The sequence below is a fragment of the Bacillus sp. NH11B genome (assembly GCF_001884205.1).
GTDB classification, from domain to species: Bacteria; Bacillota; Bacilli; order Bacillales; family Bacillaceae_G; genus Bacillus_A; species Bacillus_A proteolyticus.
Genome location: NZ_MAOG01000010.1, coordinates 24,201 through 41,450, shown reverse-complemented (window position 1 = coordinate 41,450; position 17,250 = coordinate 24,201). Strand labels below are relative to the sequence as shown.

Sequence of the window (17,250 nt, the reverse complement as noted above, 5' to 3'; positions counted from 1 at the left end):
AAGTTTCACTTTATACACCAAGTAATTCTTTTAGTTCGTCTGTTGATAGTTCGGTCATCCAGCTGTCGCTTGTAATGACGGCGTTGTTTAATGATTGTTTTCGTTCTAACATTTCATCAATTTTCTCTTCGAGTGTTCCTGTTGTAATCAGTTTGTGAACGTGAACGAAGCGTTTTTGACCAATACGATATGCACGGTCTGTTGCTTGGTTTTCTACAGCAGGATTCCACCAGCGGTCATAGTGAATGACATGGTTGGCAGCGGTTAAGTTCAATCCTGTTCCGCCGGCCTTTAAAGATAAGATGAAGATGTCATACGTTCCGTTTTGGAACTGCTCGATCATCTTGTCACGTTCTTTCTTCGGTACACTCCCGTTTAAGAAGAGGACACGCTGACCGAAATTTTCTTCTAGTACACGTTTTAGCATGTTCCCCATGCCAATGTATTGCGTGAAGATTAGGCAACTTTCATTTTGGTCTTTTATATTTTCGATGAGCTCCATTAACGTTTTTGTTTTCATAGAGCGTTCAACTACATTTTGTGGTTCTTCTTCTTTTAAGTAAAGAGCCGGATGGTTACAAATTTGTTTTAGCTTGTTCAGCATAAGTAATATAAAGCCGCGTCTTTCAATCCCGCTTAATCCTTCTACATTTTGTAATGTATCTTGAACAAGTTGTTCATATAAGGAAGCCTGTTCACCAGTTAGTGGACAATAAGCTTTTTGTTCTTGTTTATCTGGCAAGTTTAATGCGACTGTTTGATCTTTCTTCGTACGACGCAGTAAAAATGGCGAGATAAATCGTTGTACTTGCTGGATTTTTCCTTCATCACGGTCCTTTTCAATCGGCGTGACGAAGCGGCGCTGGAATTGTCCTAAGCTTCCGAGATACCCGTGATTGATAAAGTCGAAAATAGACCAAAGCTCAGCAAGTCGGTTTTCCATTGGTGTACCGGTTAAAGCAATTTTGTGATTTGCTTGTAGGTTTCTGACTGCTTTCGACTGTTTCGTATGTGGGTTTTTTATATTTTGAGCTTCATCTAAAATAACAGCATCCCAGCATAAGGTACTAAGTTCTTCTTCATCAAGCTGAGCTAATGCATAAGAAGTTAATACAACATCTGCTGATTGAAGGAAGTCTTTAAATGACTCATCCTTAGCTCGGTTACCCCCGTAATGTAACTGAACACGTAAATTTGGTGCGAAACGCTCAAATTCTTTTTGCCAATTTCCAAGGACTGATGTTGGTGCAACAATTAATGCAGGTCCTGTTTGGAGATTGTTTTCTTTAGCGTATAGTAAGTAAGTTATCGTTTGAATACTTTTTCCAAGTCCCATATCATCGGCTAATAATGCTCCAAATCCAAGCTTTCGTAAGTATAGCAACCATTCAATGCCGTGTTGTTGATATGGACGGAGTGTTGCTTGTAGCGAAGAGGGTACATCTACTTTTGGAATATCTCCAATGTGCAGAAGTTTTTGGAAAAGCTCTTCATAATATCCATCTAGTTCGATTTCAATATCGGTAAACGGACTATCGTCTTCTACAATTTCTGTTTCCGCGGTGTTAGATAAATGTTGCTGCAACACGTCTTTCATTTCTAGTCCATATTTATCTGCACGGTTCATTAGTTTTTTTACTTCTTCAATAAAGGCAGGATCAAGTCTCATCCATTGACCATTTAAATTGAAAAGGCGTTTGTTCTGCTCAACAAGTTCAAAAAATTCGCTTTCTGATAAATCAATTCCGTCCGTTGAAATGCGCCAGTCGAAATTAACGAGCGTATTCATGCCGAAGAAAGATTGTGTTTGTGCTGTACTTTGCTTCAGCTGTACACGTAACTTCGGTTTTGTTGCTTTTAAATTTTGCCACCATGATGGTAGTAAAATTGTAATACCTGCTGCGAGTAATTCATTACTTGCTTCGGTTAAGAAGTTCCAAGCTTCTGTTTCAAAGAGTTCTTCCCTGAACTTGTCGTCCTCTTTTAGCCACGGTACGAGCTTACTGAATCCTTCTTGTGTTTCAAGAATACGTTCTTCGTAATCGTGCCATCTTTTTGGCAAGGAATCGATATTCTCATATACATATATGCGATGCGCACCACGTTTTGGCGTAACGATTGTTTCGAGCTTCCACATTTCAAATTCTTCTTGTGGTTCTTGAAGTCTTAATCCAACTATAAATGGAAGATCATCTTCAATGTAACCAATTTTTCGAAGCCAATCTTCTTCATGTAGTGCTGCTTCCAATTGCCTTTTCGTAAAGTCGTAATGTTCATATAGTCTCTTTGCATCTTCCCAGCCATCATTTGAGCGACTATCTTGCAAAATACTTTCGTTCACAGCTGAAGTGAAAAGTGATGCTAACGTGTCATCTTCAATTGGGGTATTCTGAACTTTCCAAGATGGCTGATGAGACCAACGCTCCATATCGGGTACGAAGCTTCCACTTACGAAAGCGTCCCATAATTCATTTGCATCCTTTGTAAGTGCTGTAATAGGACCGTTCATTTGCATATTTGCAAATGAGTTCATCGGTTTATTTGCGATGTATTCAAATGCTTGCACATTCGTTAGCATAACGCCTTGTTTACCTTCATACGTTGCTTCTTTTAGAAAAGTGCCGTAGAAGGAAGTAGAGTGCCATGTGAATGCATTTTGTTTCCAAATTGCTACGGATAAGGGAGCACCGCTATCATCTTCTCCCCAAAGGAACCAACCTTGACTAACGTGCTGGAGCCTAATTGTTACTTCAGTTTGTATGATCATCGATTAATTTTCCTTTCCGTAATTCCTCTTGTAGTGCGCGCAGACGTGAATGTAAATTAGCAATGTGAATAATGAATGTATCCCATTCATCAGTTCGTTTCAGTCGTTTATAAAGCATACGTAATTTCTTTAAGTAACGAACGGCACGTCTGTATGATTTGCGATTCCGTTCTTCAATTGCTTCTGTTGCGGCAAGATGATAAAGAGGAAGTGCTGCTTCAGGCGCTTCTTTTTCAATATCTTTCAATGGTTCTTTCAAAAGTTCGATTGCCTCAAATCCATATAAGAGATGAAGTTCTGCCCATGCACGGTATTGTTTTTTCGCTAGTACGTATTGTTCGTAATTTGCGAAACTATACGGCAGGAGTTCTTGTAAAATCATTTCTAATCCCGCTTGTTCATTCGTGTGTGTTGCATACGTTTCATACATCATTACAAATAACCGAACGATATCTTGTATGAAGACGGTATTCTCTTGTTCGAGTATTGTTTTCTTTACTTGTTTATACGTAAAGGAAAGCCAGTTTTTCCCGCGATCCCACTGCATTGCACCTAATAACTCTTCTAACCAATAAAAATAAAGGCTTACGACAGAAGCAGGCTGTTTTTCGAGTAATTCCATTGCCAATAAATCTTCATTATTTAAAAAGAGCAGATGAGAAGAGGCTAATGCTTTGGAAAGTGGATTAATTTTAGTATCGATCCGTATTTCTTCTTCTTTTAGCTGTGCCTCTGTTCTTAACAATTCACCCCATATGTGACGATAAATGAAGAATCGCTCTTGTGTATAGGCATCGGTAGAGAAGAATACTTCATGCGTGAGCCGAGCGGTTGCTTGTAAAATCGGTTCGGATTCTGCCGGAATCGCTTCTGTTTTTAAGTCCCTAACGATAGATTCAACTTTATCAACGAATAGACGAACGACGTTAACTGGTTGGTGATAAGAATATAGTTTGTTTGCTTCAAATTCTTGAATTTCTTCTAATAATTTTTGAAAGCAATAAAGCGCCGCGTGCAATTTAAATAATTCATGAATAGCAATGACGCGCGGAGCTTTCCGTTCTAATTTTGTATAGAAGTCTGTAAAAAGACTCATAAGAAAATACATTTGTTTATAAGTGAGCCGAGCCTGTTCCTTTTTAAATGATTCAAATTCATTTTCAAAGTATGTGTGCCAACTTTTATAATCCATTTCTTCAAAAGCTGATGATTGCAATACTTGTCTTGCAGTTCGAATAGGAGGAAGGGAAGGTTTCGTATTATTTTTAAATAAAGTTAATACGTCCCCTACCTGCCCAAAACTTGAAGCTGCAGATAGTAACACAGCAAGCATATGCTCACATTGCGTTGGCGCGAAGCAATCGCAATAGCTTTCAGCGACGTTACGAATCGGGATGTGAACGCTATATACACTGCCTTCAGCATCTACAGTTCCTGATAGCGTATAGCCATCAAAGTCAACGTTATAGACAACACCACTACGATATAGGTGCCGAGCTGTAGCGACATGCTCCTGATCAGCAACTTGCTGCGGATCAAGCCCTTGAACGAACTCATTCGCAATCATCATAATTTCATCTTTCGTAATTGAGTGTTGCAGCATAATATTCCTCCGTACACAGATTTCTTTCCTTTACCATTATAAACAAAAAATGCTCAAAACAGAAAAAATGAAATTCTAATTACACAATTAGAAAATCATGGTAATATATATGAAGTTAATTTTGTATATTACTATATATTTATCGTGAGAGAGTTAGCTTGTCAGATTTACAGACGAGATTAGGTAGTGGAATGAATAAGTTACAAGAGGGAATAGAACAAGGAAAGCAGAAGTTGCAAATTGCATAAGAAATTACTCAATTGAAAAAGGAAATGCAAGTGGCACGGTGCTATCTATGCAAAATTCATTTATATATTTAACTTTGTTTAGTTTCATTGTGACATATGTAGCGGCGTTCGCTGGAATGAAATTAGCTAAGAAATAGGGGGAGAGCATATTGAAGTTTTGTGGAACTTGTAAAAATCAGCTTGCAGACCATTTGAACTTTTGTCCTGAGTGTGGAAGTAAAGTAGAAGAAATTGCTGATCAAACAGCTTCTTCTCATTCAGAAATGCGTAGAGAAACAAAGCGAGTGAAAAGTAAGAAAAACATGTTTTTACTTATAGGTTTTGTCATTGTTGTTGCTATTTTGTTTGGCGCATATAAATTCGGTGCAAGCAAGTTTTCGAAGGAAAAGCAAGTAAATGCAATGATCGAAGCATTCCAAAAGAAAGATGTGAATGCAATCGATGAGTTTTTGAAAGTAGACGATCCAAGCTTAAAAGTGAAGACAGAAGATATTAAAGCTTACATACGTTATTTAAAGGATAATCCTTCGTACAATAAAGCATTACTGTCTTATTTACAAAAAGAAGCAGTAAATCAAAAGTTAGCAAGTGATAATGCATCTTTTAAAGATGGGCAAATTATAGAAGACGGGAAAGAGTGGTTCTTATATCCGAAGTATAAGTTCAGCATGAAATCTTATTACATGAGTGTTAGCGCGACTGCAAAGAATGCTGAAATATATGTAAATGATAAAAAAGAAACAGAGCTTTCTAGTGGTAAAACCTCAAAAGAATTAGGTCCATACTTCCCAGGTGCTTATGTTGTAAAGGCGAAGGCGAAGACAGAACTTACTGAATTAGAGACAGAAAAAGAAGTAGATCTAGCAGACGAAAAGAATGGGACAGTAGAAGTGAATTTGTCACTTGAAGGGAATTATGTAACCATTTCTTCCGATGAAAGCGACGCAACTGTTTTTGTTAATGGTAAGAAACGCGGAAAATTAAGTTACGGTAGCTATAAACTTGGTCCTGTACCGACAGATGAAACGGTAGAAGTACATTTAGAGAAAAACACTGATTTTGGTGTCATTAAATCTGAAAGCATCAAAGTTGGAGACCAAAGCACATATTATTTAAGGTTCCCGAAAGAAGCTTCAAGCTCAGCAGTTGGTGACTTTGTACAAAATCATATTTATAATAACGTGCGTGCAATTGCATTAAATGATTTTAGCTTAATTGAAAATGATTATGATAAGAGCGGGAAATCGTATAAGGAAGACCGTGATTACTTACAATATCTACACAAAAAAGGAATTACAGAAGATTTATTAACAATGGAAATTCGTAATGTAGAGCGTCAAAGTGAAACGAAATATAAAGTAACGACATATGAAGAATATCATATTCGTTATGGTGATGGCTCTGTAAAATTCAAAAGCTTTAATAATGACCATATCGTTACTGTTAATGGAAATGGAAAGATATTGTACCATTCTCTTGGAGCGAATAATATGCTGAAGTCAGAGGAAGTATCTGGTCCGACTCGTTAATATAAGAGAGAGGCTGTTCAATTTTGAACAGTCTCTTTTTTATGTGGCGCCGCTATTTTCAATCTTTGCCTGTGAATCGATATTTCATGTCGAACCGTTGATATATTGTAAGTTATGATAGATATATTCGAAAAAATCATTGATATAATTTTCTCTACTCGTGTTTACTAAGGGAAAATAAAAAGGATATCACTTAGTCGGAAAATTCTACTAGGTGATACCCTTTTTTGCGATTAGGATCGTGTTTGCTTTAATATCGCCTGTACATATGGATCATTTAATATTTGTTCTATGAGCGGTAGCATTCCTTGCTCGAATGGAATATCAATAGGGAATGGCTTTTGAGAGCCTGGTTTTATTCCATATTGTACGATTTTGTAATGTGTATTTTCTTCAGACTTGAGCACAATTAATTTATAGCGATTGTCATCATTTGCGAGTGAGAAGTCAATTGCGATAGCATCATATGTTATATCATCTTTATATATGTACGGTTTTGGTGTACCGACCCAGTCTACCTTAGCTTGTAAATTCATGGACGTCACCTCCTTATATGTATTATATAAAAAATAAAAGCCAGCTCTCAATAAAGAGAACCGGCTGTAATTTAGTAGTCATTGGTTATTTTAAAATTTTCACTTTAACAGTTTTGCGTCCCCATTTTTGAGCAGCGCTATCTGATCCAAGTAGAACGTCGATACGGTTACCTTTAATTGCACCGCCAGTATCACCAGCGATAGCTTCTCCATAACCTTCTACCCATACTTTAGATCCTAATGGGATTACTTTCGGGTCAACAGCGATCATTTTCATGTTTGGGTTCGCTGTTAGGTCATGACCCATTGCAGTTAATACACGGCCACCATATGTGCCGCCATTTTCGCTCGGGTGAGCTGTATATGCTGTAGCTTCAACTGTTAACTCACGACCACCAGAAGGTTCGCTAGTTTCAGCAGCTTTTACTGCAGGCTTAGCAGCTGTTTTTACTGGTGCAGGTGCTTGAGCTTTAGCTGGTGCAGGTGCTGCAGCTTTAGCAGGAGCAGGCGTTTCTTGTTTCTCAATAACAGGTGCTGTACCTGTTAAGAAAGGAACATGAACATAAGCCGTTTGCCCGTTATATTCAAATTGTAACCACTCATTTTGTACTTGGTTCGTTGTTTCGATCATATCGTCTTTCTTAAGCGTTCCAAGAATTTCTGAGTTTGTGTTCGCTTCAGCACGTACATTTAATACGTTAGCTGTTACATAGTAAGAGCTTTTTGTAAACTCTGTACTTACGAATGCGTCTTTACCATCTAATTTGATTTGTGACCATCCGTTTTCTGTATTTAGAACTTCTATTTTATTACCGTTTAGTAATTTACCGACAACTTTTGATTCAGTAGTAGGGTTTTCTCGTACGTTTAGTACGTCTGTTGTTACAACAGTTTCTGCATTGGCAGATGATGTGAAAATCCCAAGACCAAAAACTGCTGCTGTTGCTATACCAATTAATTTTTTCATGATAGCCTCCATTGCGTTTGTTTTCGTGTCCTCATTATAGCAACAGATTTTTTCGGATTTTGGGAAAACACACAATTACAAACCATTCGTAATAAGTCGTTAACACTTTGTAATATAGCTAGAATTAGAAGGAAGCGTTTTTCATTCCATATCATTATTAGGTTTCTGGTTATATTCAAAATATTTAATGCAACATATTTTTTTCGACGTAAATAAAAATATTACATTAGTGTTACATAATGATTACTATACAGTTACATTCCTTGAGTATTTTACCGTTTTATGGGTAATATAGTTATATAAACATAAACATCTCGTTTGTGAAGTTATAAACATGCGCTATATACTAGCAAAAAAACCGCATAATTGTTACAAGAAGAAAGGGTTGTAAAGAACAAATCTGCCCTTTTTTACATCTGTAACACATCCTTTTTTGGGAAAATCTCTTCCCATCCGCATTTTTCTCACGCAATTTGACAGTAGTATTCCTATCTTGTAGCTCTTGCAGAGTGAAAAGGTTGCACGGAAGGTAAGGCTGTCCATAAGAATTCTAATTGGTGAAGGCAAAACTGAGCGAGTTGAAAGAAAATCACCGCAAAAACTATAGTTTTCTATCCGATTTAACATATCGGAATTTATGTTATTTACAAGAAATGAAACATACGAAGGGGGATTTGATGAGGAAACTGACGAAAACATTTATTGTCTCATTAACATTATGTATTGCATTTACAATTTGGGGGATTATTCCCGAATCTATTATTGGAAAAGGTAGTTTAGGAAATGTAACGACTGCAATTCAAGCTGCGTTAGTAAGTAAGTTTGGATGGTTCTATATTATTTCTGTTTCTATTTTCTTAGGGATTACTATCTTTTTAATTGTTTCTAAGTACGGTTCGATTCGTTTAGGCAAAGATGATGACGAACCTGATTATAGTTATATGACATGGTTCGCTATGCTATTTAGTGCCGGCATGGGAATCGGTTTGGTTTTCTGGGGCGTTGCAGAACCATTGAATCATTTATACACACCTCCGTTTGGAGATGGTGCAACTGAAGAGAGTGCACGTCTTGCACTTCGTTTCTCATTTTTCCATTGGGGATTACATCCGTGGGGATTATACGCACTTGTAGCATTATGTATTGCGTACTTTACATTTAGAAAAGGAAGGGCAAGTACAATTAGTGCGACAGTGGGTCCACTATTTAAGGGCGGTGAACATGGCCGTATTGCCCATATGTTTGATGTTCTAGCTGTATTTGCGACAGTATTTGGTGTGGCAACATCATTAGGACTTGGGGCGAAGCAAATTGCGGGTGGTGTTAGTTATTTAACGTCCATTCCGAACTCATTAACGACACAGTTAGTAATCATCGGAATTGTAACTGTTCTTTATATGCTATCTGCACAAACGGGACTCGATAAAGGAATTAAATATTTAAGTAATGCGAATATTATTTTAGCGTTTGCACTTATGATAATTGTATTATTTGCAGGTCCGACAAACTTTATTATGAATTATTTCACTTCAACAATCGGTTCATACATTCAAGAATTGCCAAGTATGAGTTTCCGTTTAAGTCCATTAAATGAAGGCGGAAATCAATGGATTCAGTCATGGACAATTTTCTACTGGGCATGGTGGATTGCATGGTCACCATTCGTAGGGACGTTTATTGCTCGTGTGTCACGTGGACGTACAATTCGTGAGTTTGTCATCGGTGTGTTACTCGTACCAACAATAATCGGTGCGCTTTGGTTCTCTGTTTTCGGAGGAACAGGTATTCACATGGAATTGTTCGATGGAGCGAATATATATGACCAAATTAAAGAGATGGGCACAGAAGTAGGATTGTTTGCTATGTTAGATCAAATGGGCGGCATGGGACCGGCTTTATCTGTCCTAGCTATTTTACTTATTTCAACATTCTTTATCACATCAGCAGATTCTGCTACGTTTGTACTAGGGATGTTAACGACACATGGCAGTTTAAACCCACCAAATCGCATCAAAATGGTTTGGGGTATTGTTTTAGCAGTAATAGCTTCGACCTTATTGTATGTTGGTGGATTAGAGGCGCTGCAAACTGCGTCGATTATCGCGGCATTCCCATTTGTATTTGTTATTTTCTTTATGATTGCAGCACTATTTAAAGAGTTGCAAAAAGAAGGGCGTATGAAGCAACATAAATAATAGAAGGAAAGGGGCTGATTTTATATCAGCTCCTTTTTAATGCACCTATTAGGAAAAGGGTGATATCAGCAGTTCGAAAAGGAAAATCGATATGTTTCGACAATATTCGATGTTGTGTAAATTATGTTCATATTTTTGACAAAAATATGTCGGAAATGTGTTGTCACTTTTATGTATATGTGCTATATTATTTCCTGTAAGCGATTTCAAATAGTTTTAAATCGCATTCAAGGGGGACATCTAGAATAATGAAACGTTACGAAAGAAAGTGGAAGCATATTTGTTTGAAACGTGTGGCACATCGCAATGTCCAAGAAAGCACGGAACCTAAGACTGAAACGCGCAAAGAGCAGCAAGAAAAGCAACTGGTTCTACAAAAATAGCAATCACTTTTTCGTATATAAATGAAGGTCGATCGTTCGTTGGGGGATGGACGTGAAATTACTTTCAGCTAAGGGGTATTGTCTGATATATAGTATTACGGTAAAAAATAAGCACAGAGCTTACGGCGCTCTGTGCTTATTTTTTATTCCGTAAAAGCCCGATTGGTGAGGGCTAATAATCAGTGGGAAATGAATAACCCCCACTGATTAAAGTTTCACTTTATTTTTCCTTTTTAAATCGTACTGTTTTATCCCAGCCAATTACTTGTTTCTTGCTCTTTGCACGTAAGTAAAGAATGAGACTGCGAATAAACAAATACGTAAAGAGCTGTGCGTACGTAAAGTACATAATGACGCTTATGAAAATGTTGGTTGGTGTAAAGGTTCGTTCGACGCTCTGGGCACTAAATAATTGAGAAACATATGTAATATATGCGACATACCACATAAATAGTAATGGAATGCTGTATTGAATTTGGAATATCCCCAGCAGTCCAATTACAAACCAAACGTTTGAAATGATTAAGAATAGCCAAAATACGACATATACTAAAACTTGCTGTAAGGAGTGGATGAGTAGCTTTCCTTTAAAGAAGCTTAGCGAAGAAAACATTTTTTCTAAAATATATAAGTTTCCTTGAAGCCAACGTGTACGTTGTTTAATAAGAATTTTTAAATGTTCAGGTTCTTGTTCCCATGTAATCGATTCCGGGACGATTGGTAAGAGATAGCCTTTTTGGGTAATTCTCAATGTTAATTCGGCATCCTCTGCAATTGCGTAAGGATCATAGCCGCCAAGTTCTTCTAATGCGGAACGACGAAGGAGCATGTTTGTTCCGGTCAGTGAGCCTGTTTGGAATAATAGCCAGCGTCCAGATTGCATAAGGAGCTGGAAAATCTGAAATTCTAATGAAATCATTCGTGTGAGCCAATTTCTCTTTTCATTTACTGTACGAACGTGTCCAACTGCTCCAACGGCATCCTGGATGGTTTCAGCATGTTCTACGAGCATTCGTAGTGCATGTGGTTCAGGTTGATTATCTGCATCGTAAACACAGAAATATTCACCATTTGAAATGCTAAGACCGTAGTTTAATACACGCGATTTTCCTTTCGGTTCGCCAGGTGGTACACGAATGTGATGAATATGAGCATAAGCTTTGTCGAAATCATCGCCAATTTCAGGTGTTTCATCTTGAGAGTTATCGTTTAATAAATAAACGTTTAGTTTGCCTGGGTATTCAATCTTTGCCATCGCTTCTAATGTATCTTTAATAACGACGCCCTCATTATGGGCGGGTATTAAAATATCTACACTTGGATAATGTTCTAGCGTACGATCTTTTCGTTTACTATTTCGATGAATTAAGCCCGCGAGTGTTAAGAGAGAGTAGTAAACGAGTAGGCCTGAGAATAGAAAGGCAGTAAAAATAAGTACATATTTAATTGAAAATGTGATGCTAATCCAAAATACGAGTACGCAGAACAGAAGGAATAAAAGGAGTATAACGAGTGTCATCATAATGGTGTTTGTCCTTTTATGTTGATTTGTTCTCGTTTTATTTTAATATCTTGAATTGCTTCAGCGGTAAGCCATTGCTCCATTTTTGGTTGTAGACGGTTCATTACAATATCAGCACCATTTTCATTTGTGTTTTGTAATAAAATGACTAATGTGTTGCTGTCATATTCAGCAGCAAGGTCAAAGTTAGTTCTTACTGTATCAACTAATAATGAAGCTACACGATCCATGACACTTTCCTTCGTATATTTACTAAAGGAAGTGAAATCAAAGAAAATAATAATGCCTGTTTCATTGCGGCGATTCATCGCAGTCTTTAATAATGCTTGTCGTCTTTCGAATTCTTGTCTTGTTAATAATTTGGATTCTCCAATGTATTGCTCAAGCACCCGCACTCGCTCAGTTAGCTCTCTATTTTTAAGGATAACCTTTTTTAATAAGTGGGTTGAAATATAAACAAGGAAGAAGTTAGCTGCCATCAGGAAGTGGGTAATGATGTATTCCCATTGATCTGATGTACTCCATAAGTAAAGCCACGCTTCATAAAATAAATAGAATACTGAAATAATCGTTCCCAGTATAAAGAAAATAAATGCTGTTTTATCAGCTAAAAATAGGAATAGTACATTTATGATGACATATATAATTGTAAAAATGAGCGCGTGCTCATATTTCGTCACATGTACAGTAGTAAAATAAAATAAAATTTGCAAAATCCACATAGAAAGGACTTTATAGGATTTATCTTTCACGAAACTTTCCTCCTTAAAGATGATTCATGCAGGATATTTGTAGTATGCACAATTATTAATAAATGGACCGTGTAGCTGGAATTCTTTTTTTAGAGTGTGACATCAAATAGTATTCCTTTCGTTGCAAAAAAAGATAAACAGACATACTAATCGTTGTAACATATAATCTAAATATGAATTGTTTATTATATTCGGAAAATATATTTATGGTATACAAAAAAGTCTCCTCTTTTAAAGAGGAGACTTTACATTAAATTATAGGAACATCATACCTGCAACTGCTGCGTTTAAGAAGTTCGCTAGTGTACCAGCGATAACTGCTTTAATCCCTAATTGTGCAATTTGTTTACGGCGAGTAGGAGCTAATGTTCCTGTTACACCTAATTGAATTGCGATAGAAGAGAAGTTTGCAAAACCACAGATTGCGAATGTTAAAATCAGATTTGTTTTTGCAGAGAACTCTGCCATGTGAGGTCCTAAGTTTGCGTATGCAACGAATTCGTTGATTGCAAGTTTTTGACCGATAAAGCTTGCTGCTTGTATAGCTTCACCCGGTGAAACCCCGATTAAGATTGCAAATGGTGATAGTAAGTAACCGAAGATTAAATCAAGGCTAAGTTTAATATCGAACCAAGAACCAACCCATCCTAATAAGCCATTTAATAAAGCGATTAATGCGATGAAAGCCATTAACATTGCTGCTACGTTAATAACAAGTTGCATACCTTCAGATGCACCACGTGCAGCTGCGTCGATAACGTTTGCGTCTTCACGTTCTGTAGAAAGTTCAACGTTATTATCTACTTTTTCTGTTTCTGGCATAATTAGTTTTGCAATTAATAAACTTGATGGAGCTGCCATAATTGCTGCTGCTAATAAGTGTTCTAACGGAATTCCCATTGCTGCATAGCCGACAAGAACTGATCCGGCAACAGCTGTCATACCACTTACCATAATAGTGAAGAATTCACTGTTAGTTAAACGTGCTAAGTATGGTTTAATTAAAATTGGTGCCTCAGTTTGTCCTAAAAATACAGTTGTTACTGAGTTTAAACTTTCTGCTTTCGAAGTTCCAAGAAGTTTACTTAATGCGCCACCAATAATACTAACAAATTTCTGCATAATGCCGAAATGATATAAGATTGCAACTAATGAACTAATAAATACAATTGGAAGTAGTGCTTGAATCACGAAGATAAATCCCCAAGGTCCTTTTGCGTTGACTAAATCCCCAGCAACGAACCTAATTCCCTCGTAAGAAAAATTAATTAATCCTTGAACACCGTCAGCAGCGTGTTTTAAAACTGCTTTTCCAGCATCCCATCGTAATACGATAAATGAAAATGACATTTGTAATGCTAGCGCGATTAAAATTGTGCGCCAATTAATAGCTTTGCGGTTGGAAGATAATAAGAAAGCGATTGCTAATACTCCAATCACGCCGCCAATTCCCCATAAAACATTCATGCAGTGTATGCTCCTTCCTCATAGTAAAAAAGTGTATAAACCAGTTGTCTATACTTTTGCGAATATAACATCTTAAGTAACGTATCATAATGGACATCGGAGGTCAAACGTCTAACGAAAAGTTTAAATAAAAAGAAAATTCTTTGAAAAAACACATATAAATGAATCGACATGAAATAGGTTATGTTTTTTGTGGAAATATATACATTATGATAACGTTTTGGATAATTTTTATAGAATATAGTGTATGAAATAGAGAAATGAACGCATAATTTTTGCGTAGAGAGAATGAAAGGGGATTACTATATTGAGCCCTTTAAAAAAGAGCCTTCTAGTAAACTAGAAGGCTCTGAAACTATCACTTAAGGTGCTTTTGTATACCCTAAGAAATGGCTTTTCCAATAAGAGTTGTTTAATGAAACGATTGCTACACCTTTATCTCCAGATTGGATAAACGATCCGCCGCCAAGGTAGATACCCATGTGAGAAGGACCTGCTTTATAAGTGTCTTTGAAATAAATTAAGTCACCTGGTTGTGGACTTGAAGTTTGTGGTAAGCTGCTCCAATATCCTGCAACACTTTGGCGGCTAATGTTATGACCAAATTTCTTAAATACGTGATAGATGTAACCACTGCAGTCAACACCATTAGCAGAAGTACCGCCCCAAACGTATGGTACGCCTTGCATAGATTTTGCGTATGCAAGAAGAGAAGAACTGTCACCGCTATTATTGTTTGTATTATTGTTGTTATTGTTTTGATTGTTATTTTGGTTGTCGTTAGGCTTATTATCTACTGCGCCCCCAACTGGTGTTTTAGATAGGAAACGTGTTCCGATGTAACCAGTTTGACCATTGTAGTTAATTTTGCTCCATCCAGAGTTTTCAGAGATTACTTGAACCTTCTGTCCGTGTGGAAGTGCGCCTATGATTCTATAATTTGTACCTTCGCCGCTACGTACGTTTAGTGCAGAAGCATTAATGTAGTAGTCGCCAATTGCACCTTGGTTAGGTTGCTCAGGTTGTTCAGGAGTAGTAGTGCCACCTTTAACGAATTTTACGAATTCGCTGCTAACATAGCCAGTTTTTCCCTGATAATTAACTTTAAACCAGCTACCTTCAGATCCAACTACGTTTAATTTCGTACCATTTAATACGCCACCAATTACGCTATGGTAAGTAGCAGGGCCCGTACGAACACGTAGTGATGTTGCGTTAACGACGTAAGTGCCACCAGTTTGAACAGTTACATTATTGTTTTGTTCCTGGTTGTTACCTTGCGTGGCGTTTTCGTTAGAACCGCCTTTTGTTACGTAGTCTTTGCTTAAGTAAGCTGTTTGTCCTGCATAATTGATTTTGAACCAATCTTGAACTTCACCAACGACTTGTACGACTTGTCCTTTTTTCACAGAACCTATAGTTGTATGAGAAGTGCTAGGACCTGTACGAACGCGAAGGGAAGATACGTTTACTGTATAGTTTCCGCTTGCTGGTTTTACAGTATTATTCGTATTGTTGTTTGAAGAACCTGCATTAGAAGAAACACCAGATACGAATTCGCCACTTACATAGCCAACTTGTCCATTATGGTTGATTTTCACCCAACCATTTTCTTGACCAATTACGTTTAATGTTTGTCCTTCATATACACGTCCTGAAACAGAACTAGAAGTGTTAGGAGCGGTACGTACACGTAATACATCAGCAGTAACTTTATTGTTTCCACCTGTACTTACATTGTTATTTGTTTTTTCTCCATTTTTTGATACAAATTCACCACTCACATAACCTGTTTTCCCATTATGGTTAATTTTGAACCAACCATTTTCTTCTCCAATTACGTTTAATGTTTGACCATTATAAACGCGAGAGATGATGTCGTGAGAAGTACTTGATCCTGCACGAACATGTAGCACGCTAGCATTCACCGTATAAGATGAACTGTTTGATGCGGAAGCTTGGACAGTTTGTGTAGCAGCTTTTTGTGTGTTTTGTTCAGGGGCAGCTTGAACGCTATCAAGTGTAGGTGCTGCTCCTCCTGCTACAGACACTGCCGCAAGACCGGCAAGGTATTTTTTCATAATTTGTCGATTCCTTTCTGTCTGTAATGTAGTTAAGAAATATTTACCAACTGTTAAAAATTCTAAAGAGCATGTCGATTACTGTCAAGACTTATGCGGGAATCTGAATATGACAAAAAGATTACAAGAAAAAATCAAGGTATAAATCTACACCTTGATTTCCATTTGAATACATATATTTGATGTAGAAAATGAGAAGATTATTCGTATTTAGTAAGATGTGCTGTTAGATTTTAAAAGGCTTTGAGAAAATGAACTTTGTAGTAATTTTGTAATAGGCCCAACTTGCCCATCTTGAATCGCAGTTCCATCGAGATGGGTCATCGGTAAAATTTCAATAGTCGTTCCCGTAAAGAAGCATTCATCTGCTTGATAAACATCGCGAATGCTGAACAGTTCTTCTTGTACTGGAATGCGAAGGGTTTTCGCTAAGGAAAGGACATATTGACGAATAATGCCATTTAAAATAAGGTGATTGGCTGGATGTGTGTAAAGAGTTCCATTTTTTATGAGAAAGAAATTAGAACAGCTCCCCTCAGTTACAGTACCGTTTCGTACGAAAAGTGCTTCTTTACAACCTTTGCGTTCAGCTTTCGTAGCAGCTAATACATTGGGTAATAAATTTAAAGATTTGATATCACAGCGTAGCCAGCGCGTATCTGGTTCTGATATAGCACGTACACCATATTCAATCCACAAAGCTGGTCTTTCCTTTTTTGTAATATAGGCATAGATTGTCGGAGGGACGTCATATGAGAATGTATGGGTACGGGCTTGTACACCACGAGATACTTGCAAATAAATAGTACCATCTTCGTGGAAATTATTACTTTCAATTAGTTTGTAAAGTAGGATAATAAGCTCTGCTTTTGAGAAAGGAAGTGATAATTCTATTTCTTCCATGGAGCGATATAACCTTGTGATATGCGGATCTAATAAGTGAAAGTTCCCTTTATATAGGCGAATAACTTCATAGACACCATCTCCAAACTGCAAGCCTCTTTCTTCAAGTTCTATGTACGCGCTATGTTTTGTTGTATCAATAACTGCATCATTCCATAGTACAAATTTTTCGTATGCCAATTTTCGTCCCATCCTTTCGTTAGTACATGAATAAAAAGCACTCTAGTTATTTTTATGTGAGCAATTCTCTTCATATGACGTATATGTATTTATAAATTATAGAGAAGTAGTGGTGAT

12 protein-coding genes are annotated in these 17,250 nt (G+C 37.1%); 3 read left to right on the top strand and 9 right to left on the bottom strand.

Annotated features, from left to right (window positions below):
- Nucleotides 1–10 precede the first annotated feature (10 nt).
- A complete protein-coding gene (locus BAU27_RS00465) occupies nt 11–2,767 on the bottom strand; it encodes a DEAD/DEAH box helicase (protein ID WP_071769835.1) in 2,757 nt (918 codons plus the stop codon).
- The gene (locus BAU27_RS00460) at nt 2,751–4,370 is read right to left on the bottom strand and encodes an SWIM zinc finger family protein (RefSeq protein ID WP_071769834.1); all 1,620 of its coding nucleotides are present in this window, start codon (nt 4,368–4,370) and stop codon (nt 2,751–2,753) included. The genes BAU27_RS00465 and BAU27_RS00460 overlap by 17 nt, the downstream gene beginning before the upstream one ends.
- A gap of 397 nt (nt 4,371–4,767) precedes the next feature.
- Here BAU27_RS00460 and BAU27_RS00450 point away from each other — a divergent pair, with 397 nt between their 5' ends.
- Nucleotides 4,768–6,147 carry a zinc ribbon domain-containing protein gene (locus BAU27_RS00450; protein ID WP_071769833.1) on the top strand — a complete coding sequence of 460 codons (1,380 nt, stop codon included), beginning with the start codon at nt 4,768–4,770 and terminating at the stop codon, nt 6,145–6,147.
- Nucleotides 6,148–6,380: 233 nt separating this feature from the next.
- On the opposite strand, the gene BAU27_RS00445 is transcribed toward BAU27_RS00450, so the two are convergent.
- Nucleotides 6,381–6,683, bottom strand: coding sequence for a DUF3910 family protein (locus tag BAU27_RS00445; protein ID WP_071769832.1), 303 nt, complete (start codon nt 6,681–6,683; stop codon nt 6,381–6,383).
- Between the two features lie 85 nt (nt 6,684–6,768).
- Nucleotides 6,769–7,650: a cell wall-binding protein EntA gene (locus BAU27_RS00440; protein ID WP_071769831.1), complete on the bottom strand. Its 882-nt coding sequence runs from the start codon at nt 7,648–7,650 to the stop codon at nt 6,769–6,771.
- A gap of 677 nt (nt 7,651–8,327) precedes the next feature.
- Here BAU27_RS00440 and opuD point away from each other — a divergent pair.
- A complete protein-coding gene (gene opuD / locus BAU27_RS00430) occupies nt 8,328–9,845 on the top strand; it encodes a glycine betaine transporter OpuD (protein WP_071769830.1) in 1,518 nt (505 codons plus the stop codon).
- A 248-nt stretch (nt 9,846–10,093) separates the two neighbouring features.
- Nucleotides 10,094–10,228 carry a hypothetical protein gene (locus BAU27_RS33180; protein ID WP_000833065.1) on the top strand — a complete coding sequence of 45 codons (135 nt, stop codon included), beginning with the start codon at nt 10,094–10,096 and terminating at the stop codon, nt 10,226–10,228.
- Nucleotides 10,229–10,448: 220 nt separating this feature from the next.
- Here the strand turns inward: BAU27_RS33180 and BAU27_RS00420 are convergent, their stop codons facing one another.
- From BAU27_RS00420 to BAU27_RS00400, 5 genes are all read right to left on the bottom strand, one after another.
- Nucleotides 10,449–11,750, bottom strand: coding sequence for a glycosyltransferase family 2 protein (locus tag BAU27_RS00420; RefSeq protein ID WP_071769829.1), 1,302 nt, complete (start codon nt 11,748–11,750; stop codon nt 10,449–10,451).
- Complete coding sequence (locus tag BAU27_RS00415; RefSeq protein ID WP_071769828.1) at nt 11,747–12,502, bottom strand: diguanylate cyclase domain-containing protein; 756 nt, start codon at nt 12,500–12,502, stop codon at nt 11,747–11,749. The genes BAU27_RS00420 and BAU27_RS00415 overlap by 4 nt, the downstream gene beginning before the upstream one ends.
- Nucleotides 12,503–12,757: 255 nt before the next feature.
- Nucleotides 12,758–13,969: a NupC/NupG family nucleoside CNT transporter gene (locus tag BAU27_RS00410; RefSeq protein WP_071769827.1), complete on the bottom strand. Its 1,212-nt coding sequence runs from the start codon at nt 13,967–13,969 to the stop codon at nt 12,758–12,760.
- 362 nt (nt 13,970–14,331) lie between these two features.
- Nucleotides 14,332–16,050 (bottom strand): C40 family peptidase, encoded by a 1,719-nt coding sequence (locus BAU27_RS00405; RefSeq protein ID WP_071769826.1) that lies wholly within the window; start codon nt 16,048–16,050, stop codon nt 14,332–14,334.
- Nucleotides 16,051–16,260: 210 nt separating this feature from the next.
- Complete coding sequence (locus BAU27_RS00400) at nt 16,261–17,145, bottom strand: D-amino-acid transaminase (protein WP_071743912.1); 885 nt, start codon at nt 17,143–17,145, stop codon at nt 16,261–16,263.
- Nucleotides 17,146–17,250 lie beyond the last annotated feature (105 nt).